The sequence below is a fragment of the Desulfurispirillum indicum S5 genome, from assembly GCF_000177635.2.
In the GTDB taxonomy this organism is placed as follows: domain Bacteria; phylum Chrysiogenota; class Chrysiogenetes; order Chrysiogenales; family Chrysiogenaceae; genus Desulfurispirillum; species Desulfurispirillum indicum.
In genome coordinates, this window is sequence record NC_014836.1 from 2,844,340 (window position 1) to 2,864,543 (window position 20,204).

13 protein-coding genes are annotated in these 20,204 nt (G+C 54.8%); 8 read left to right on the forward strand and 5 right to left on the reverse strand.

What is annotated here, in order from left to right; genetic code table 11:
• Positions 1-9 precede the first annotated feature (9 nt).
• Positions 10-1,884 (reverse strand): ATP-binding protein, encoded by a 1,875-nt coding sequence (locus SELIN_RS13185; protein WP_198007101.1) that lies wholly within the window; start codon positions 1,882-1,884, stop codon positions 10-12.
• 14 nt (positions 1,885-1,898) lie between these two features.
• Positions 1,899-3,170, reverse strand: a complete 1,272-nt coding sequence (locus SELIN_RS13190; RefSeq protein WP_013507131.1) for a diguanylate cyclase — start codon at positions 3,168-3,170, stop codon at positions 1,899-1,901.
• A gap of 1,086 nt (positions 3,171-4,256) precedes the next feature.
• Here SELIN_RS13190 and SELIN_RS13195 point away from each other — a divergent pair.
• The 8 genes from SELIN_RS13195 to SELIN_RS14295 all read left to right on the forward strand — a co-directional run bounded on the left by SELIN_RS13195 (position 4,257) and on the right by SELIN_RS14295 (position 14,454).
• Entirely contained in the window at positions 4,257-5,207 is a 951-nt protein-coding gene (locus tag SELIN_RS13195; RefSeq protein ID WP_013507133.1) for an RsmB/NOP family class I SAM-dependent RNA methyltransferase, read from the forward strand.
• Positions 5,207-7,414 carry a patatin-like phospholipase family protein gene (locus tag SELIN_RS13200; protein ID WP_013507134.1) on the forward strand — a complete coding sequence of 736 codons (2,208 nt, stop codon included), beginning with the start codon at positions 5,207-5,209 and terminating at the stop codon, positions 7,412-7,414. The genes SELIN_RS13195 and SELIN_RS13200 overlap by 1 nt, the downstream gene beginning before the upstream one ends.
• 84 nt (positions 7,415-7,498) lie before the next feature.
• On the forward strand, positions 7,499-9,481 hold the full coding sequence (gene uvrB, locus SELIN_RS13205; protein WP_013507135.1) for an excinuclease ABC subunit UvrB: 1,983 nt from the start codon (positions 7,499-7,501) through the stop codon (positions 9,479-9,481).
• A gap of 883 nt (positions 9,482-10,364) precedes the next feature.
• On the forward strand, positions 10,365-11,102 hold the full coding sequence (locus SELIN_RS13210) for a hypothetical protein (protein WP_013507136.1): 738 nt from the start codon (positions 10,365-10,367) through the stop codon (positions 11,100-11,102).
• A 95-nt stretch (positions 11,103-11,197) separates the two neighbouring features.
• The gene (locus tag SELIN_RS13215) at positions 11,198-11,983 is read left to right on the forward strand and encodes an SMODS domain-containing nucleotidyltransferase (protein ID WP_013507137.1); all 786 of its coding nucleotides are present in this window, start codon (positions 11,198-11,200) and stop codon (positions 11,981-11,983) included.
• Positions 11,980-12,765, forward strand: coding sequence for a hypothetical protein (locus tag SELIN_RS13220; RefSeq protein WP_013507138.1), 786 nt, complete (start codon positions 11,980-11,982; stop codon positions 12,763-12,765). The genes SELIN_RS13215 and SELIN_RS13220 overlap by 4 nt, the downstream gene beginning before the upstream one ends.
• Before the next feature lie 104 nt (positions 12,766-12,869).
• Positions 12,870-14,189, forward strand: coding sequence for an ATP-binding protein (locus SELIN_RS14290; protein ID WP_013507139.1), 1,320 nt, complete (start codon positions 12,870-12,872; stop codon positions 14,187-14,189).
• Positions 14,155-14,454 (forward strand): hypothetical protein, encoded by a 300-nt coding sequence (locus tag SELIN_RS14295; RefSeq protein WP_156788084.1) that lies wholly within the window; start codon positions 14,155-14,157, stop codon positions 14,452-14,454. Before SELIN_RS14290 ends, SELIN_RS14295 begins: the two co-directional genes overlap by 35 nt.
• Before the next feature lie 588 nt (positions 14,455-15,042).
• Here the strand turns inward: SELIN_RS14295 and katG are convergent.
• From katG to SELIN_RS13240, 3 genes are all read right to left on the reverse strand, one after another.
• On the reverse strand, positions 15,043-17,238 hold the full coding sequence (katG, locus tag SELIN_RS13230; protein WP_013507140.1) for a catalase/peroxidase HPI: 2,196 nt from the start codon (positions 17,236-17,238) through the stop codon (positions 15,043-15,045).
• A gap of 173 nt (positions 17,239-17,411) precedes the next feature.
• A complete protein-coding gene (locus SELIN_RS13235; protein WP_198007102.1) occupies positions 17,412-17,855 on the reverse strand; it encodes a Fur family transcriptional regulator in 444 nt (147 codons plus the stop codon).
• 139 nt (positions 17,856-17,994) lie between these two features.
• Positions 17,995-19,368 carry a dipeptidase gene (locus SELIN_RS13240; protein ID WP_013507142.1) on the reverse strand — a complete coding sequence of 458 codons (1,374 nt, stop codon included), beginning with the start codon at positions 19,366-19,368 and terminating at the stop codon, positions 17,995-17,997.
• Positions 19,369-20,204: the final 836 nt, after the last annotated feature.

A 20,204-nucleotide genomic window follows, 5' to 3' on the forward strand; every position in this document is an offset into this window, starting at 1 on the left:
CCAATCTCTTCAGTCGGGCAGCGTGCTTTCCTGGGGCAGCAGCAGCTCAAAACAGCTGCCCTTGCCCATTTCACTGCTCTGCAGAGTGAGTGTGCCTCCCAGCAGTACTGCCAGGTTACGACTGATGGCCAGACCGAGGCCAGTGCCTTTGAATTCGCGGCTGATACTGCCATCGGCCTGGGTAAAGGCTTCGAAAATGACTTGCCGCTTCGCCTGTTCGATACCGATTCCCGTATCGCAGACGGTGAAGCTCAGCGGCAGATCAGCCCGTCCGCTGGGTTGTATGCGCAGGCTCACGTGGCCCGCACGGGTAAACTTCAGTCCGTTGACGATGAGGTTCTGCAGAATCTGCAGCAGTCGCTTGCTGTCGGTGATCATGGAACCTTGCCACTGATCTTCCACCACGAGCTCCAACCCCTTCTCACTGGCTTCATAGTGATACTTGCTGCGCAGAAAATCCACCAGAAAACTGGTGTGCAGAGGCTCCAGGTGAAGTTCCACCCGCCCCGATTCAAGGCGGGAGAAATCCAGAACCTCGTCGATCATGGTCAAAAGCTCCTTGCCGCAGATGTGGATCACCTTGAACTTCTCCACTTCCTCCGGGCGAAACTCCGCTTCACTGCGCATCAGCAGCGAAGAGAGCAGCAAAATAGAGTTCAGGGGCGTGCGCAGTTCATGGGACATATTAGCCAGGAACTCCGATTTGTAGTAATTGCTGCGCTCAAGCTCGATGGTTTTCTGTACAAGTTCATCCTGAGCCCGCTCCAGGGTGCGATTCTTGCTCTCCAGATCCCGGGCCTGCTGCTCGCGCTGCTCCTCCAGGACGATTTTCTGCTGCAGCTGCTGCTCCAGCGTCAGGCGGTGGCGAATGCGCAGAATCACAAAGATAACCGCCAGTGTCGTCACCACTCCCAGGCCGGTGAACGCCAGCCAGAAAGAACGCTTGATCTGACCAATGACAGGAGCCTTCCGGTAGACCACCAGGTGGGCGATGGTCGTGTCGGCAAAGTCCCTGACGGGCAGCGCGAGCACCTGGTAGTTATGCTCCTGCCAGCGCAGCACTGTCGCGCCGGGTTCGGGACCCATCAGGACAGAGCAGTCAAAGGAGCGCTGCTTTGCCAGGGCCCGCTCCAGGTCAGCCAGCTGCCCCCTTTCATCGGGGGAGGTCAGCGCGCTTTCGATAACAAACTCCGGGCACATCAGGCTTTCACCATAGTTGCGCCGAAAATCCGACGCCGAGACACGGGCTTTCACCGCTGCACGAGGAACGAGGAAGTGATAGGAGGAGGAGGACAAGGTCGAGGAAAACTCCCGGGACAGACTGGCGGAGGAACTCGCCACCTCAACGGAGCCCACATGCACCCCCTGGTGAAAAAGGGGGAACAGAAAACGCAGCCCCGTGGTCATCTGACCACCTTCAAATCCGCTGAGAGCCACGGGCTTTTCAACCATGGCGGCAATCATGGCACGGCTGTGCTGCTGGTTATCCCCGAAGGCATGGGGCGCGTGCATGCGCAGTACCACGGTTCCGTCTCTGTCATGGAAGTAGAGGTGATCAAAGCCCATCCGCTGCAATGAACGATATATGCTTTGCGCTTCACTGGCCAGTTCCCGACGCACGGCTTCCGCCAGGCGCTCACCTCGGGAGTGCTCCCACAGCAGCTGCTGGATGCGGGGAATATTGAAAGCGGTTTCGTAGCTGAATGAGGCTATGGCATGGCGCAGATCAATGGTGTGCTGGAAAAGCTGGCGGGTCTCCGCGATGGCATTTTCGTTCTGAAGAGTTATTCTTGAGTGGGACTGGTGGACAAGGAAGGGCAGCAGGCAGAAAAATATCAGGACAATGGCAAGCAGGGGGAAGTGAATACAGGTGAAGTCCTTCATTGACCAGCGCTGCTTCATGGACCCGTTTCACGGGCTTCTTCCGAGCTGAGCCCATGAACCTCCACCCGGTTGCGCCCCTTGTTTTTCGCCAGATAGAGCGCGTCGTCGGCCCTCTTGATGAAGGTATGCAGCTCATCGTCCGACACAAACTCCGTCACACCAAGGCTGATGGTCACCGTCCCCACCGCCGCGAACTCGCTGCGTTCGATCAGACGGCGGATGCGCTGGGCAAGATGGCCACCCTGGCGGGCGTTGGTTTCCGTCGCCAGCACCAGGAACTCTTCGCCCCCCCAGCGTACCAGGTAATCGCTGGGCCTCAGGCTGCCCCGGACCAGCGCTGCCAGAGTGCGCAGCACATCATCGCCCACATTGTGCCCATGGGTATCATTCACCTGCTTGAAGTGATCGATATCAAAGAGTACCGCCGCCAGAGGCTGCCGGTAGCGTCGTGCCCGCTCGGTCTCCACCCGAAAAATATCCTCGAACTTGCGGCGGTTGTAGCAACCCGTCAGCATATCCGTGGTGGCAAATATCTCCATCTGCATCTGCAGCTGCTTGAGTTCGTTGACATCCATGGCCGTGCCGATACCGGAGCAGCGATCCCGCAGCACCACCGTGTTGGTGGCAAGCTCCAGCCAGCGCTCATCCTGATCCCTGGAGGTGATCCGAATGGTCTTCTGCATCTTGGCCGCCACATCGCAGTTATGCATGGACTCGGCGATATAGCGGAATTCGTTGCACAGAAGCTGGGAGAAGGGAATCTGCTCCAGCTCATCGGCGCTGTAACCGGTAATCTTCAAAAACTCCGGATTGGCATAGACAAAGCGATCGTTCTCCACAATAAAGATGCCGGCAACCGAGTTCTCCGCCAGGACGCGAAACAGCTCTTCGCTTTCGCGCAGACGCTTTTCCACATCGTGACTGTGCAGGGCCATTTCGATATTGGAGTGAATTTCGCGGTCGTCAAAGGGCTTGATGATATACCCGAAGGGTTTGGTGATTTTGGCCCGCTCCAGAGTCTGTTTGTCGGCATGGGAAGTGAGGAAGACCACGGGAACATGGAAGCGCTGGCGGATGATTTCCGCTGCTTCAATACCATCCATGTCGCCCTTGAGCACGATATCCATCAGCACCAGATGGGGGGAGAGATCCTCGACCGCCTTGACAGCTTCTTCGCCATAGGCGCATATTCCGGCCACATCATAACCAAGGTTCTTCAGGGTGCTTTTGATATCCAGTGCTACAATACTCTCGTCTTCGACGATGAGAACGCGTGTCTGTTGCATAGGGAGTGTTCCTGTTACGGGAGCCGGATTCTTTCGATCAGTTAAGTATAGCAAACCTGTCAAGGCTTTTTTGCAAACTCGCTGACTATAGCATATTGTTTTATTGTGCGAAAATTCTTTTGTTCTATTCTGTCACCTCCCCTGCCAGCGGTACAAATCCCCCGCTGAATTACATCGCGTTTTCCATATCACAAGGATATAGTTGACGATTTTCTTTGCCTCACTCCAGTGCGTGAGCTGAAAAGGGCAGTACGGGAGATCGTTTCCCAGCCGCTTTGGGCGAGTCAAAAGTGGCAAAACACTTCGATGATATCTGGCGATGCCCATTGTGAATGTGAATTTCTGGAGTTACATCCGCGATTCATACGTATTAAGTTGGAATTACTTACATCTCAACTTTCGCGCCTCTTGACTTTGGAGTAAAGCGTTAGATAATTGTCATTTGCCACGAGCAAATCGCTTCCGTTTTCCCTGCTTGACTCATTCAGCATCCAGGCTATGCCGTACATTGCCCTTTTTTGGTGCGGCCAAAAAAGGACCAAAAAAACCGCCCCCCGAACGCCCGTTTTTCCGGATCGTTTGCTCGCCTGTTCTGGAGATCCGGCAGCAGGCTGCCCAAAGAGGCCCATCTGCTGCGTTGCCGGGCATCGCTCGTCACTGCGACGTACAGGGAGTACGTCTCACTCCTCACCTTGCTTGCGCCTTGCACCTGAGAACTTTTCAATTGCCTGCATAACGCGATGGACCCGCAGGGTTGCCGCCACGAGGGCGGCAACCGCAAACCAAAAGCCATGGAGGGCGGTTGTTTGCGGTCCCCAGTTCCAGGCAAGCGGACGGCTGAAAAGGACAGCACTGGGGGCCGCTTCCCAGCCACTTTTTGCGGGAAAAAAGTGGCAAAAGAAACTCGTATATATGGTGAGGATAATGTCAAGCGACGCAGTCTGTGTAGAACCATTTCGGCCATTGCAGCATGACATCAGGGTCAGCGCTGACAACCTGCCGTTTCGGGGATGCGAAACTTCAGTTACATGTTAATTTTTTTACGCTATTATACCAGGCACCTGAAGAGAATCAGAGGTTCATGACATGAGTTACAGCAGCCCCCTGCCCGCGGAGTTTCTGCAACGCCTGACCGCCATCGTACCCCCATCCTGGTACGAACAGGTCTTTGCCACCTTTCACCAGCACCGAACCTGCTCCTTTCGGGTGAATACGCTGCGCAGTTCCACGGCGGACGCGCTGGCAGAGCTCTCAGCCCTGGACATCAGTGCCAGCCCGGTTCCCTGGTGCGCGGAAGCTTTTGTGGTGCCCCACGGGCAGCGCTCCCTGCTGAGTACTTCCGCTGCTTTTTCTGAGGGCCGTATCTATATACAGAATCTCTCCAGCATGGCACCCGTACTGCTCCTGAATCCCCGGCCCGGCGAACAGGTGCTCGATCTGGCGGCCGCCCCCGGTGGCAAGACCCTGCACCTGGCGGCTCTGATGGAAAACCGCGGCTGGATATCCGCTGTGGAGGCGGTCAAGGACCGCTTCTTTCGCCTGAAGGCCAATGTGGAAGCCTTTGGGGCTTCCATCGTACACACCTATCTGCGCGACGGGCGCACTGTGGGCCTGGCCTGTCCAGAGCACTTTGACCGGGTGTTGCTGGACGCGCCCTGCTCTTCGGAGGCCCGTTTTCACGCCGACAATCCTGCCAGCTGGCAGTTCTGGAGCCCCGCGAAAATCCGTGAGGCGGCCCGCAAACAGAAGCCCCTGCTCTTTTCGGCCTGGCAGTCTCTCAAGCCAGGGGGAACCATGGTCTACTGCACCTGCTCCTTCGCGCCTGAAGAAAACGAAGCCATGGTGGCGGCGCTGCTGAAAAAATATGGTGACGCGGTGGATATTCTACCGCTGGAGCTGCCCTTCGCCAACACCATACCCGGCCTGACCCACTGGCTGGGCAAGGAGTTCGACCCGCGCCTGGAAAGAACCAGGCGCATTCTGCCCGACGCGTTCATGGATAGCTTTTACCTGGCTCACCTGCGCAAGGTGCCGTGATGAAATACCTGCGAAGCACCCTTTTGCCCCTTTGTCTGCTGGTCGCCACGGCCATGTCCGGCTCAGCCCAGGAGTCGCCCCGCGTCGCCCTGGTGCTCAGCGGCGGCGGAGCCAAGGGCATCGCCCATGTGGGAGTGCTGCAGTTTCTGGAGGAGATGCGCGTTCCCGTGCACTGCATCGCGGGAACCAGCATGGGAGCGCTGGTGGGAGGTGCCTACGCCAGCGGCTTTTCGGTACAGAAGCTGGAAGAAGCCATCAGCAGCGCCGACTGGGAGCGTCTCTTTTCCAGTACGCCCCACCGCTCCTTCATTCCCTTCCACCAGAAGCAGGAAGACTGGCTCAACTTTTTCGACTTCACCATCAACATGCAGGGTACGCGCATCTACCCCGTTGCCGGATTGATCAACACCCACAATCTGCACTTTTTCTTCCGGGAGCTGACGGGATTCCAGCCAGTGATGGACTTTGACCAGATGCCCATCCCCTTCCGGGCCATCGGCACCGACCTGGAAAGCGGCGAAGCCGTCACCATGAGCAGGGGTGATCTCTCCACAGCCCTGCTGGCCAGCATGAGCGTCCCCGGCGTCTTTCCTCCCGTATACCATGAAGGTCGCCTGCTCTTCGACGGCGCCCTGGTCAACAATCTGCCCATCGCAGTGGCCCTTCGGGACTGCAAGCCCGACCTCATCATCGCCGTCAACATCAGCCCCGATACCGATACCGGCGCCCGGGCGGATGAGCCTGCTTCCATCCTGACAGTGGCCCAGCGCATCACCAAAATCCCCGTCCAGTACAATGTGCGCCATGGACTGCAGGAACTGCGCCCCTACGACCTCCTCATCAGCCCCAGAGTCGGCAGCTATTCGGCCAGCGATTTCACCCCCGTACGCCCCCTGATCGCCGAAGGCTACCGGGCCGCTGCCCTGCTCTACGACCAGCTGCGGCCCCTCAGCCTCAGCCCGGGCGAATACGACCAGTGGTATCGCGAGCACCGTACTCCCCTGGCCCACTCGCTGTCTATCCGCACGATCAGCCTGCCTGAGCTGACCCGCGTCAATCCCGACGTGCTGCAGCGACGCCTGCGGCTCGACCCGCAGCAGGCCTTTGACCAGTCCACCCTCCACGCCAGCCTGAACCGCATCTACGCCAGCGGAGACTTTGAGCGTCTGGATTACCACCTGAGCGAGGAGCCCGGCAACGGCACCCACGTTATCATCAGCGCCACGGAGAGGCCCGGTGGCGATTTTCTGCGCTTTGGCATGGAGCTTTACACTGACTCTGAAGGTGACTCCCGCTTCACCGCCCTGGCAAGCTATCGCAAAACCTGGCTGAACGGCCTTGGCGCCCAGTGGCGCAATATCTTCAAGATCGGCCACGAGCGGCAGCTGTACAGCGAGTTCAACCAGCCCCTCTTCCTGGGCAGCGAGCTCTTCCTCGCCCCCCACATCAGCTATCACAGCCAGCCTCATCAGGTGTATCAGCAGGAGCAGCCCATTGCCCGTTACAACGTCAGCCACTATGGCACCGGCCTGGAAATCGGCACCCATGTGGGGCGCTGGGGTGAAGGGCGCCTGGGCATCGTGCGCCGCTTCCACAGGGCCACCGTCCTGGTGGGGGATTCCGCCCTGCCCGAGGACGAGCAGTGGCAGACCGGCTATACCGCCAGCATCACCTATGACCAGATGGATAATCCCACCTTTCCCACCCAGGGCAGTGCCTTTGCCCTTGACTGGTACGCGACCCTGGACAACCCCGACAGCCAGACCTCCTACCGGCGCGTTGAAGGCCGCGCTGCCCACGCCCTGAGCTGGGGCAGAAACAGTGTCGTACTCTCGTTCCGGGGCGGCAGTGGACTGGACACCGATATACCCTATTTCGACCAGTTCCGCCTGGGAGGGTTCTTCAACCTGAGCGCCTATCGCGGCGAAGAACTGGTGGGCGAGCGAGTGGCCCTGGCACAACTGATGGCCTTTCGCCACACGGGCAGCCTGCCCGTGCTGGGCAAAGCCTACAGCGGAGTGCTGCTGGAAACCGGCAACGTGTGGGATGAACCGGACTTCTCCCACGACAACCTGCGCCACAGCCCGTGGTCAGCCAGCCTCTTCACCGCCCTGGACACTGGGCTCGGCCCCCTCTACCTCTCCCTGGCCCATGGCAGTGAGGGCCGGGGCGCAGCCTACCTCTTCCTGGGAATCCCCTATTACTGAGCCGGTAATCCGGACAGATGAAAGTGGAGACCGCGTCCCGCACCTGCTATACTGCAGAGAAACTTCAGCCAGAGGGTGTTTTCCATGCAATTCCGCGTCGTCTCCCCCTACTCCCCCGCCGGCTCACAGCCCCAGGCCATCGAAAAAATCACCCGCCACATCACGGAGGGCACAAAGCACCAGGTGCTGCTGGGGGTAACGGGCTCGGGCAAAACCTACACCATGGCCAAGATCGTGGAAGCCGTGCAGAAACCCACCCTGGTCATCGCCCACAACAAGACCCTGGCGGCCCAGCTCTATCAGGAGTTCAAGGAGTTTTTCCCCGACAACGCCGTGGAGTACTTTGTCAGCTACTACGACTACTACCAGCCCGAAGCCTATATTCCCACCACCGATACCTTCATCGAGAAGGACTCCAGCATCAACGACAAGATCGACCGCCTGCGCCACAGCGCCACCCGCTCCATCCTGGAGCGCCGTGACGTACTTATCGTTGCCTCCGTCAGCTGCATCTACGGCCTGGGCTCCGCCGAATTCTACCTGGACATGGTCATCCCCGTGGATGTGGACAGCGAAGTGGACATGGAGGAGCTGGCCGGAGAGCTGGTGCGCGTGCAGTACACCCGCAACGACACTGACTTTCGCCGTGGAACCTTTCGCCGCCGGGGTGACATCATCGAAATCTTCCCCTCCTACGAAATCGACTCCGCCATCCGCATTGAATTCTTCGGCGACACCGTGGAAGCCATCTGGGAAATCGACCCCCTGACCGGTGAAAAGCGCCGCAGCATTGAAAAGCTGCGCATCTACCCCAACAGCCACTACGTGGCCGACAAAAGCATCATCGAGCGGGCCATCGGCAGCATCAAGGCCGACCTGAAAAAACGCCTGGACTATTTCCGCAGCGAAAACAAACTGCTGGAAGCCCAGCGCATTGAACAGCGCACCAACTTCGACATTGAAATGCTGGAGGAGTTCGGCTTCTGCCAGGGCATCGAAAACTACTCCCGCTATGTGGATGGCCGCAGCGAAGGCGAGCCGCCCCACACCCTGCTCAGCTACATGCCCGACGACGCCCTCATTTTCATTGACGAATCCCACGTCACCATCCCCCAGGTGCGCGGCATGTACAACGGTGATCGCAGCCGCAAAATGACCCTGGTGGACTACGGCTTCCGCCTGCCCGCCGCCCTGGACAACCGCCCCCTGAACTTTGAAGAGTTCAACAGCATCCTGCCCCAGGCCGTCTACGTCTCCGCCACCCCCGCCGAATACGAAAAGGAACTCTCCGGCCACACCATCACCGAACTCATCATCCGCCCCACTGGCCTGCTGGACCCGGAAATCGAAGTGCGCCCCTCCACCGGCCAGGTGGACAACCTCGTCTTTGAACTGAAAAAAGTCATCGCCGAAGGCGGCAAAGCCCTCGTCACCACCCTCACCATCCGCCTCAGCGAAAACCTCAGCGACTACCTCATCCAGCTGGGCATCAAAGTCAAATACCTGCACTCCAAAATCGACACCATCGAACGCAGCGAAATCATCCGCGACCTGCGCCTGGGCGTCTATGACGTCGTCGTCGGCATCAACTTGCTGCGCGAAGGCCTGGACATCCCCGAAGTGCAACTCGTCGCCATCCTGGACGCCGACAAGGAAGGCTTCCTGCGCAGCGAACGCAGCCTGATGCAGACCGCTGGCCGCGCCGCCCGCAACCTCAAAGGCCGCGTCATCATGTACGGCGATAAAGTCACCCAGAGCATGCAAAGCGTCATCGACACCACCGCCAAGCGCCGCGCCATCCAGCAAGCCTACAACGAAGAACACGGCATCACCCCCCAGGGCATCAGCAAAGCCATCGGCAAAGACCTGATCCCCGAACTGGCCGAAGAACGCCAGGAACGCCTGCAAGGCAAAGTGGACATCGGCCAGCTCGCCGACTACCAGATCCGGGAAAAAATCGTGGAACTGCAAGCCAAAATGCAGCGCCACGCCGAAGAACTGGACTTTGAATCCGCCGCCAGCGTGCGGGACGAAATATTCCGGCTGCAGAAGCACCTGGGGGAATGAGGAGCCTGGAAAGGCAAGGGACGTGGAACCGCGTTTGGAGAACCCAAAGGCATTCTGAACCACGAATGAACCCGAATATACACGAATGGGGGAAATTTCACGCAAAGACTGTGGGGAGGGGAAACCGGAAGAGCTTAACCACGGAAATCACGGAAGACACGGAAGTTACCGCGAATAGACGCGAATAAACGCGAATGGAAAGGCAGGATCTCACGCCCGTTCGCTGCGCTCACTCAAGTCGCGAAGACGCAGAGGAAAATACAAGGTTAACTGATTTGGCTGCCCATCTTCTTTGCGTTCTCAGCGGCTTTGCGAGAGGAGATTGTCTTTTCTGAAAAGAGAATTTTAAAGAAAGTGTCTTTCAATACCTCAAAATACGCAGGCAATTGAAAAATGCTCAGGTGCAAGGCGTGCAACACCACAGATGAGGGTTTTTCAGCAGCCTGTAAAGGCAGGTTTCTCGCGGAGCACGCAGGGACGCGGTGAAAAGGCAAGGAGAGATTGAACCACGAAAAACACGAAAGGCACGAAAAAAGAGGAAAAGATATGCATCTCGCCAAGGCGCAAAGTCGCCAAGGGAAAACAAATGAATAAATTCCCCATTTACGAGCTATGCAATAAATTGTATTTTCGCGTAACGTTTGTTGTGTTACCATGCAAGTTGAACCTGGCGTCAGGCTTGGAATGATACGGTTTTGCAAGTTGCATATCTGACGGATAAACTTGTACAAATGCAACACTATACAGAAAGTTGTCGTTTCTGCAAGGGTTGCAGTCTGAGTTTCAGGATAGGAGTTTTTATGTGTCAATTTGGACGTTTTTTCAAAAAGTGCATAACGTCAGTTTTGACGCCTAAATGTAGTTAGCTCTTAGGAAAACAACGATGCACGATAGAATTCCAACGGCCTTTATTTCGTTCGCCGCTACGGAGCTGACAAATAACGGTCTGTCTGGCCCAAAACTAGTAGAGATAACATCGGCCTACGCCGCTGATTTTTCGGTCGATATCCCGCATGCTAGATACCCTTTTGATGCACCAAACAAACGGACAGCACTTCTTGATAACTTGCTAAAATTTTCTCCTAAGCAGCAATATCAAATAATTCGTGAGCTGTGTGATCGACTGAATGCAAACGGGGATATAGCTCAGCTTGTCACTCTAAAGACCAAGTTATTCAGAGAATACCGAGACTTTGCAGATCAAGATAATCTTACGGCTATCCACGAGACCCAAATCATTGAGGCGAGACACTGGTTAGCCGACTATCCAGATGCAAAGAAGCTTTTTGATGAAGCGCTTGAAAAACATAGCCATGGTGTTTTTCAGCGTAATACTTTGGATGATCTGAGGCTGGCTCTTGAAATTCTTGTCCGCCAAATATTTGGAAATCACAAAACCCTAGAGAATCAGATTTCAACTATCGGTCAGTACGTAAAAGATCGGGGTGGCTCGCCACAGTTAGCAAATATGTTTGAGAAGCTTGTGGATTACTACACAAAATATCAGAACACCTATATTAAGCATGACGATGCAGTCATTACAGCTGAGATTGAATTTGTATTCGAGCTAACCAGCTCGTTTGTTAAACACTTTTTGAGGATTAGAAGTGCTAAGAGCTAACAAAGCCAAGCACTGCGACGGCTTTTCCGTTGCGGCTTCGCCTTCACTGCAAAGCCGCGCGTGTTGGCGGCGTTAGAAATCTTGGGGAGTAATCTATGACTGTGAACTCGTACCTCGTCAATTTAGCGAGTGATTTGGTGCTGTCTAGTACAGAAAAATCAAATATTACAACATCTATCAATACGCTATCATCGCGGCTTGAGGCATATTTTGGCGGCGGTATAAATGAAAAGTTTCAATTCGGATCAAGTTGTCGAGGTACGATTCTGCCGAGAAAGGCTGATAAAAAATCGGATATAGATTACATGGTTATTTTTGATACCTCTGATGGTCAAAAAAAGCCACAAACGTACCTAGATAGACTCAGGCGGTTTGCTGAGAATAAGTACTCACGATCAGAAATATCTCAATCTAGCCCCACAATAGTATTATCACTAAATCATATAAGGTTTGAGCTTGTACCTGCTGTGTATAGCTATGGATATCTAATTCCATCGCCAAGGTCCTCATGGGAAGAATGGATGTCAACAGACCCCACTTCTGCGAACCGGCAGATATCGGATAAAAACACCGCTGAGAACAATAAAATTAAACCTTTGGTTAGGTTGGTAAAATATTGGAACGCTACGCAAGGGTACCCGTTCGCTTCTTATGATTTAGAAAAATACATCGTCAACCAGAGTTACTGGTTCTGCACATCTTTAAAAGACTATTTTTACGATTTTTGGCAAAATTTTAGCTGCACCTACGATACTCCGCAATATATCAAGGATAAAGTAGAGCGTGCAAAAAATTATGCGACGAAAGCAAAGCAATATGAAGCCGATGACATGCCAGTATCGGCTGAAATCGAAATCAAAAAGATCGTTCCAATACTATGACTGACGAAAAAGACGAAAGGGTTGATGAGGTATCTCGCTATTATCGTTCAGCGGGGAGGCTAGAGTTTATTGTGGCAGGTCTTTTCTGGATTAACGCCCTGCTTTCTTTGATTATTCTATTCTCTGAGGATATTCCTGTCCTATGGCAGAAATCATTACCGATATTATTTATTTTGACAGTGCTTTTTCAGTTCGTCGCCTCGCAAGTAAATCGATTTTATCTAATCCCGAGAGCGGAACAGTTGAGAAGAAAGCAAATGCTTTCAGATTCTTTTGGCACTCCGCTATCTCATGATAAAACGGCACTATACTATAATAACATGTATGCTCCTTCTATAAAGCGTCTAGGTGCAAACACTATGGAAAATGCATTTTTTAGCTCTGAAGTGGCTGGAAAAATGCTTATCACCAAACGGGCGCGGGTGCTTGTATATATTGCTTGTTGGATTTTTCTGTTTTCGTTACGAGGTATAGATTTAAATGTTATGATGTGGATAACGCAAATTATTTTTTCGGGCGAAATTGTTGCTCAGTGGCTTAGCTTGGAGGCCCTTAGAGTTCGCCAAGAACGAACATATGAGAGACTGCATAACTACTTTTTACATAAGATCGGTGGCGACTCTGCGAAAGAGATTGCCACAATTCTGGATGCTTTCGTAGCTTATGAAACCGCCAAATCGTCGTCTTCCTGCCTTCTTTCATCTAAAGTATTTCACAAACTAAATCCATCACTGACAAAAAAATGGGAGCAAATCCGCAATGATCTGGGTATGGATTTCTAACAATCGCAGTCACGGCGACGCCCATTACATTGCGCCTTCGGCTCCATTTCAAGGGCGCGCGTGCTGCGGGCGTTACAAATTTTCGGATCTAAGGAGAAATGGTATTGGGACAGGTAAGAGCGGAAGTTAATGATGGGTTGCTTTTCGATCATCCCGAACATAGGGATTTCTTAATTCCTTTCTTAAATGGATTTTTTGTTACTTGGGGGCGACGGCGAAGGGAGTATAATACAGAACTGTTCGTCTATTTCCTTTCTCCTGAGGATCACTTCAAAGAATCATATGGATTTGAAAATGAGGTTCTATTGGTCTATGCCCCGTATGATCGTATGGAGCCTAGGACCTTTCAGGCGGTGGAACAAATTCTTGCAACATCGCCAGCTAAAGGAAGGGTAGAAACCCTAAGCTATTTCCTTATTACCGATGTCGAAGATATAGAGGAATGGATGGAGTCATATATATCTTCGCGGCAAGAATCACGGGTAGTTATCCCGTTTCACAGAGAATTGTTAGTTCGCGCAAAACAAAGCGGTGACGATTGGTTTGTAAGGAACTCACTCGACAAACATTTCTTCGGGAGGGATCTTTTTAACTATTCATTACCTCTTATAGACGATGCCTACTTTTTTGGTCGTCAAAACCTCTTAATGGATTATTATGACTCAATAAAGCAAAGTGAAAACCGGGCTATCTTTGGATTAAGAAAAACTGGTAAAACCTCATTTTTATATAAGCTAAAAAGGCTTTGCGAGAGTGAAAGATCAGCTTTTGTATTTTACTATGATTGCAAGGTTCCTCATATACGAAAATCAAAATGGAATGAGTTTTTGTGCGACATAGCCAATGATATTGCCATAAAATCTGGTATAACAATTGAAGACGATTACAGTGAGCGTAGCGCATCAAGAGATTTTGAAAAATTAATTAGGAATGTCTATGAGTACGGAGAAAAAATCGTCTTAATGCTTGATGAGATAGAATATGTATCATTCGTCTCACCGAAAAACAGGCATTGGGCTGATGACTACATAGACTTCTGGCAAACGATGTGGTCCTGTGATGGGCGAAAAACTCAATCTTTCGAAGAAATATTCTTGGCAGGAGCAAACGAGTTATGCATGTTGCTTGAATCCGCCATGGAAGAACTTGGAGATAACCCAGGGATCACGGAAGAAATACGGGCGGCGGTAGCCGCGTTCCCAGAGGTTCTGGGGGAGCAGTACAAAGAGATTGGGCAGCAGTTGGATGCAGAGCCGGAGATATCCGTGAAGAATTTTGATCAAGTCACAGGCTTAGGGCCGAAAGTCTTGAAAAATATAAAACCACCGGGAGTTCTGCTAAAGATCTGGGATCTAGTCCAAGAGCGGCTAGCGGTTGAGGAAATTGAGTTTGATGTTCTTTGGCTTGAAGCCTTTCCCGTTTGAGGCTGATGCTGGCCGCGAGAGAACACCGCTTGAGAAGGTCAACGGGATTTACCATCAGCTCAACTATATTGGCTACTATCGGGACTCAAAAATGAGCCGAGAGCGGCGATTCCGTGCATCTTTCAGTGATATGACGCATGCCGGGTTGGCGACATTCTGCCATCTGATGATTTCCAGGGACACTGATCTCGTGATGAAGGCTGCAGCCGCGTATGAATATTTGGGGTTAGGCACACGTATATTGCACTACGAAGCTAATGATTAGTTCAACCCGACAAGCTTCTCCGCGCGCTCCGGACCTAGCGGATTAAATGACACTTCAAGACACCCACAGTGCCTTTGACGCGCCAGCTTCGTGATGGCAGGGGCAATTCTACCTCCCCCATTCGCGTATATTTGTGTTCATTCGTGGTGGAAACTGCTTTTCCCCCTGCCTTTCTTTGCGCCTTTGTGGGCTTTGTGTGAAAATCTCTTCGTTTTTGAGCAGTCGCTCGTTGCTGCTTTTCCCTGGCGTCTTCGCGACTTGAGTGAGCGCAGCGAACGGGCGTGAGATCCTGCCTTTCCATTCGCGTTTATTCGCGTCTATTCGCGGTAACTTCCGTGTCTTCCGTGATTTCCGTGGTTAAGCTCTTCCGGTTTCCCCTCCCCACAGTCTTTGCGTGAAATTTCCCCCATTCGCGTTTATTCCCGTTCATTCGCGGTGGAAACTGCTTTTACCCCTGCCTTTCTTTGCGCCTTTGCGGGCTTTGTGTGAGAATTTCTTTATCTGTGAACGGTCTGCGGAAATAATTATGCCCCCTGTACCACAAAGGCACAGGGGGCAATCATCATTGAGGTTTCTGGGGGTCGTCAGTTACTTCAGGTCAAAGCGGTCCAGGTTCATGACCTTGTTCCAGGCGGCGACGAAGTCGCGCACGAATTTTTCTTTGGCGTCGCTCTGGGCGTAGACTTCAGCCAGTGCCCGCAGCTGGGAGTTGGAGCCGAACACCAGGTCAACCCGGGTGGCGGTCCACTTCACTTCTCCGGTTTTGCGGTCGCGGCCTTCAAAGACGTCTGCGGCTTCCGAGGCGGGCTTCCAGGCGGTGCCCATATCCACCAGGTTGACGAAGAAGTCGTTGGTGAGTGTGCCGGGGCGTTTGGTGAAGACGCCGTGGCTGGTCTGGCCGACGTTGGCGCCCAGTACGCGCAGGCCGCCGACCAGCACGGTCATTTCGGGGGCGCTGAGGGTCAGCAGCTGGGCTTTGTCCACCAGCATTTCCTCGGGCCGCACGGCGTACGCCTTTTTCTGGTAGTTGCGGAAGCCGTCTGCTTTTGGCTCCAGTACGGCAAAGGAGTTGGGGTCGGTCTGCTCCTGGCTGGCGTCGGTGCGTCCGGGGGTAAAGGGGACGGTGACGGTGACGCCGGCGTCCTGGGCGGCTTTTTCCACGGCGGCGCAGCCTGCGAGGACAATGATGTCGGCCAGGGAGACTTTCTTACCGCCTGTCTGGGCGCGGTTGAATTCCTGCTGCACGCTTTCCAGGGCGCTGAGGACTTTGGAGAGCTGCTGGGGCTGGTTGACTTCCCAGTTTTTCTGGGGTGCCAGGCGAATGCGGGCGCCGTTGGCACCGCCGCGCATATCGGAACCACGGAAGGTGGAGGCCGATGCCCAGGCGGTGCAGACCAGTTCGGCGGTGGAAAGCCCTGCGGCCAGCACTTTCTGTTTGAGGCTGGCGATGTCCTGATCGTCAATCAGGGGGTGATCGACGGCGGGGACGGGGTCTTGCCAGATCAGGTCTTCGGCGGGTACTTCCGGTCCCAGGTAGCGGGATTTGGGGCCCATATCCCGGTGGGTCAGCTTGAACCAGGCGCGGGCGAAGGCGTCGGCAAAGGCTGCGGGGTCCTTGTGGAAACGGCGCGAGATGGGTTCGTAGATGGGGTCCATGCGCAATGACAAGTCGGCGGTGGTCATGATGGTCTTGACCTTTTTGGAGGGGTCGTGGGCTGCCGGGGCCAGGTTACTTTCCGCCGGATTGACGGGAACCCACTGGTAGGCACCGGCCGGACTTTTTTCCAGGTTCCAGTCGTAGCCGAAGAGCATGTCGAAATAGCCCATATCCCACTTGGTGGGGTTGGGGGTCCAGGCGCCTTCAATGCCGCTGGTGATGGTGTCGTCCCCTTTGCCGCTGCCGTGGCTGCTGATCCAGCCGAGCCCCAGCTCTTCGACGGGGGCGGCTTCGGGTTCGGGGCCAACCTGGGCGGCATCGCCTGCGCCGTGGCACTTGCCGAAGGTGTGTCCACCGGCCACCAGGGCGACGGTTTCCTCGTCATTCATGCCCATGCGGGCGAAGGTTTCGCGCACGTCCTGACCCGATGCCAGCACGTTTGGCTCACCATTGGGGCCTTCGGGATTCACGTAGATCAGCCCCATCTGCACGGCGGCCAGGGGATTTTCCAGTTGTCTGTCGCCGCTGTAGCGCTTGTCACCAAGCCATTCCGCTTCGGAGCCCCAGTAGATGTCCTCTTCGGGCTGCCAGATGTCCGCGCGCCCACCGCCAAAGCCAAAGGTTTTGAATCCCATGGATTCCAGGGCGCAGTTGCCGGCCAGGATCATCAGGTCGGCCCAGGATATTTTATTGCCGTATTTTTGCTTGATGGGCCACAGCAGACGGCGCGCTTTGTCCAGGTTGGCGTTGTCGGGCCAGCTGTTGAGGGGTGCGAAACGCTGATTCCCCGTGTTACCGCCACCGCGTCCATCTCCCATGCGGTAGGTTCCGGCGCTGTGCCAGGCCATGCGAATGAACAACCCGCCGTAGTGGCCATAGTCAGCGGGCCACCACTCCTGGGAGTCTGTCATCAGGGCGTACAGGTCTTCTTTCAGCGCTTTCAGGTCCAGCTTTTTGAACTCTTCGGCGTAGTTGAAGTCGGGGTCCATGGGGTTTGAGGCGGGGGCATGCTGGTGCAGGATACTGAGGTTGAGTTGATTGGGCCACCAGTCACGGTTTGAGGTTCCCTTGCCGTGGGGGCTGCTGGCGGTTTTTCCGGTTACGGGGCATTTACTGTGCTCGCTCATCTTTCGCCTCCTTCAAAGTGGGTTCAGAAACGTTACAGCCAATGTTGCAATGCCGGTGAAATTGCAATCGGTAAAATCAAAATACCACAGCCCGAAAAGCAATAATATCTTTTTATTAAGAAAAATTCCTATCGATGGCCTGCATACAATCTCAGTCAATACGGCAAAGTGTCCTATTCGGCAGTTCCCAGGCACTTTTCACAGGTGCCATAGACCACGACACTCTTCTTTTCAACCCGGCCCCAGCTTTGCAACTGTTCGGGCAGCGTCAGTTGATCAATGTCGTTCCATTCAAAATCCATAATTTCGCGGCACTTATGGCAGATCAGGTGGTGATGGCGGCCATGGGCTATTTCAAAGCGGGCCTGGGATTCCGCTGTCTCAACCCTGTTCACCAGCTCGTACTGAACAAAGGTGGCCAGCGTCCGGTAGATGGTATCCAGGGAGAGGGTCGGCATCTTTTTAATCAGGCGCTGGTGGAGCTGTTCAGCGCTGGGGTGATCCATTGACTGGGCCAGTTCCCTGAATATCTCAAGGCGCTGGGGCGTCAGACGCAGCCCCCTTTTGCGACACTCCTCGTGAAATACTTCCAGTTGGTGTTTTAATGATGCTTTCACTTTTCCCCCCTGGACCATTTTCTCAGCCTGCCAGGAATATATCCTGATTAGTGTACGCCTTGCCCGCAAAAAGTCAATGTTGCCGAACCCTTAGCAGGCGTGTTTTGAAGCATTTCAGTAAGCTTTTAGGCAACCGGCCTCAGGGTATTGCCGCAAATTTCGCGTACATGCGAATGATCGCCTCGGTGCCCTTCCAGGCGGTGGGCAGGTGGAAGTTTTCGTTGGGGGAGTGGGCGCGGGAGCCGGGCAGGGCAAAACCGATCAGCAGGGTGTCAAGCCCCAGCAGATCGCGCAGCTCCGCCACTATGGGTATGGAGCCACCATTGCGGATAAAGAGGGGCTCCCGGCCAAAGGTTTCCTTCAGCGCGTCAGCCGCAACTTCCATGAACGGGTTTTCCACGGAGGTGTGAAAGGGCTTGCCACCGGCCAGTTTATTGACTTTGATGGTTACGGACGAAGGCGCCTGGCTGGCGAAGTAATCGGCCACCATATCGGTGATGGCCACCGGATCCTGATCGGGCACCAGGCGCATGGATATCTTGGCAAATGCTTTGGCGGGCAGCACTGTTTTGGCGCCGGGGCCGGTATAGCCCCCCCAGATGCCGTTGACTTCCACGGTGGGCCGGCTCCACACCCGCTCCAGCACGGTGCGGTCGTGCTCGCCCCACAGGGCCTTCACGCCCACGCCCGCCTTGTATTTTTCCTCGTCGTAGGGAATCCTGGCCAGCAGCTCCCGCTCCCGGTCGGTGATTTCGCGCACCTGATCGTAGTAGCCGGGAATGCGGATATGGCCGTTTTCATTTTTAATGGAAGCGATAATGCGCGCCAGGATTTCCGCCGGATTGGCCACGGCGCCACCAAAGCCCCCCGAGTGCAGATCGCGGTCGGGGCCGGTGCACTCCACTTCCATATAGGCCAGGCCGCGCAGGCCAAAGGTGATGCTGGGGGTATCCCGGTCCCACATGGCGGTGTCAGAGACCACCATGATATCCGCTTCAAAGCGCTTGCCGTGTTCCTTCAGAAACGTCGGCAGGTTTTCGCTGGCAATCTCTTCTTCGCCCTCTATGAGGAACTTCACGTTGACTGGCAGGCTCCCCGATGTCTTCAGCATGGCCTGGATGGCTTTGATGTGCATGAAGACCTGTCCTTTGTCGTCGGTGGCTCCCCGGGCCACAATGGTGTCGTCCTTGATGTGGGGTTCAAAGGGGCCGGTTTCCCACAGCTCCAGTGGATCGGCGGGCTGCACGTCATAGTGGCCATAGATCAGCACGGTTGGCGCTCCCGGCGCGTGGAGCCACTGCCCCGTCACCAGCGGATGCCCTCTGGTGGGCAGAATCTCCACCTGCTCCATGCCCGCCTCGGTCAGCAGCCTGGCGGTATACTCGGCACAGCGCACCATCTCGTCCGCGCACTGGGGATCACTGGACACCGAGGGGATGGTCAGCCAGTGGGTAAGTTCTTCTATATGAACACTGCGATGCTGCGTCAGGTATCTGCAGGCCTCTTCAAACATGGCACGCCTCCCGGAATCGAAATTTCCTCCAGTCTATCACAGGGACGGGGGAGCGCATAGCGCCGCAACCTCCCCGTGGGAGTTGACGCCCTCTGCCCTGAGCTCTTTGCCTATGTGCCCGTTGTGCAACTGGAAACTCTTGGCAAAATGGCGAAAAGTGATTACCATACCGGTTTCCCTTTTCCGCACGTACAGGTGCCAAAAGAGGGAGAAGAAACCAGTTGTTGAAAAATCTCCTGCGGGCAACGCCGCAGATGCGAGCTTTTCAGCAGCCTGACAGTCGGCGCGTCCTGGCTGGGCCAGCCCACGGGGGAGAGACAGAAACAGGCCGTTCCCCCCTGAGCCCGTCCGGTGAATGCGACGCCTGGCTGGCAAGACCCGAAGGGACACTCACAGGAAGTGAGTGGTCCGGCAGCACTGCAGGGAGGCAGGGGTCAGGCAACGCAAAGAGGCCCAGGTGCAAGGCGCGGGCAAAGCGAGGAGGGAGGCGTACTCCCTGTACGTCGCAGTGACGAGCGATGCCCCGCAACACAGCAGATGGGGCTCTTTGAGCAGCCTGCTGTCGGATCTCCAGAACAGGCGAGCAATAAGCCGGAAAAACGGGCGTTCGGGGGGCGCGTTTTTGTGCCCTTTTTGGGCGGTCAAAAAGGGCAATATCCGGAAACGAAAAGTGAAATACCAGATGAACCAAGCATCTGCAATCAGCACTGCTTCCGCGCGGCAAACATCAGTAAAATAATGCCTTAAGCTAAGACGACCAGATGCGAAACTTCAGTTATTAACTGATCATTGAAAAACCAGAAAGCAGCAAGCAATTGAAAAATGCTCAGGTGCAA

What these genes read in the sequence shown, in the direction of transcription:
- katG (WP_013507140.1), bottom strand. Translation starts at nt 17,238, where the DNA reads ATGAGCGAGCACAGTAAATGCCCCGTAACCGGAAAAACCGCCAGCAGC.
- SELIN_RS13190 (WP_013507131.1), bottom strand. Translation starts at nt 3,170, where the DNA reads ATGCAACAGACACGCGTTCTCATCGTCGAAGACGAGAGTATTGTAGCA.
- SELIN_RS13215 (WP_013507137.1), top strand. Translation starts at nt 11,198, where the DNA reads ATGACTGTGAACTCGTACCTCGTCAATTTAGCGAGTGATTTGGTGCTG.
- SELIN_RS13210 (WP_013507136.1), top strand. Translation starts at nt 10,365, where the DNA reads ATGCACGATAGAATTCCAACGGCCTTTATTTCGTTCGCCGCTACGGAG.
- SELIN_RS13195 (WP_013507133.1), top strand. Translation starts at nt 4,257, where the DNA reads ATGAGTTACAGCAGCCCCCTGCCCGCGGAGTTTCTGCAACGCCTGACC.
- SELIN_RS13185 (WP_198007101.1), bottom strand. Translation starts at nt 1,884, where the DNA reads ATGAAGGACTTCACCTGTATTCACTTCCCCCTGCTTGCCATTGTCCTG.
- SELIN_RS13200 (WP_013507134.1), top strand. Translation starts at nt 5,207, where the DNA reads ATGAAATACCTGCGAAGCACCCTTTTGCCCCTTTGTCTGCTGGTCGCC.
- SELIN_RS13220 (WP_013507138.1), top strand. Translation starts at nt 11,980, where the DNA reads ATGACTGACGAAAAAGACGAAAGGGTTGATGAGGTATCTCGCTATTAT.
- uvrB (WP_013507135.1), top strand. Translation starts at nt 7,499, where the DNA reads ATGCAATTCCGCGTCGTCTCCCCCTACTCCCCCGCCGGCTCACAGCCC.
- SELIN_RS13240 (WP_013507142.1), bottom strand. Translation starts at nt 19,368, where the DNA reads ATGTTTGAAGAGGCCTGCAGATACCTGACGCAGCATCGCAGTGTTCAT.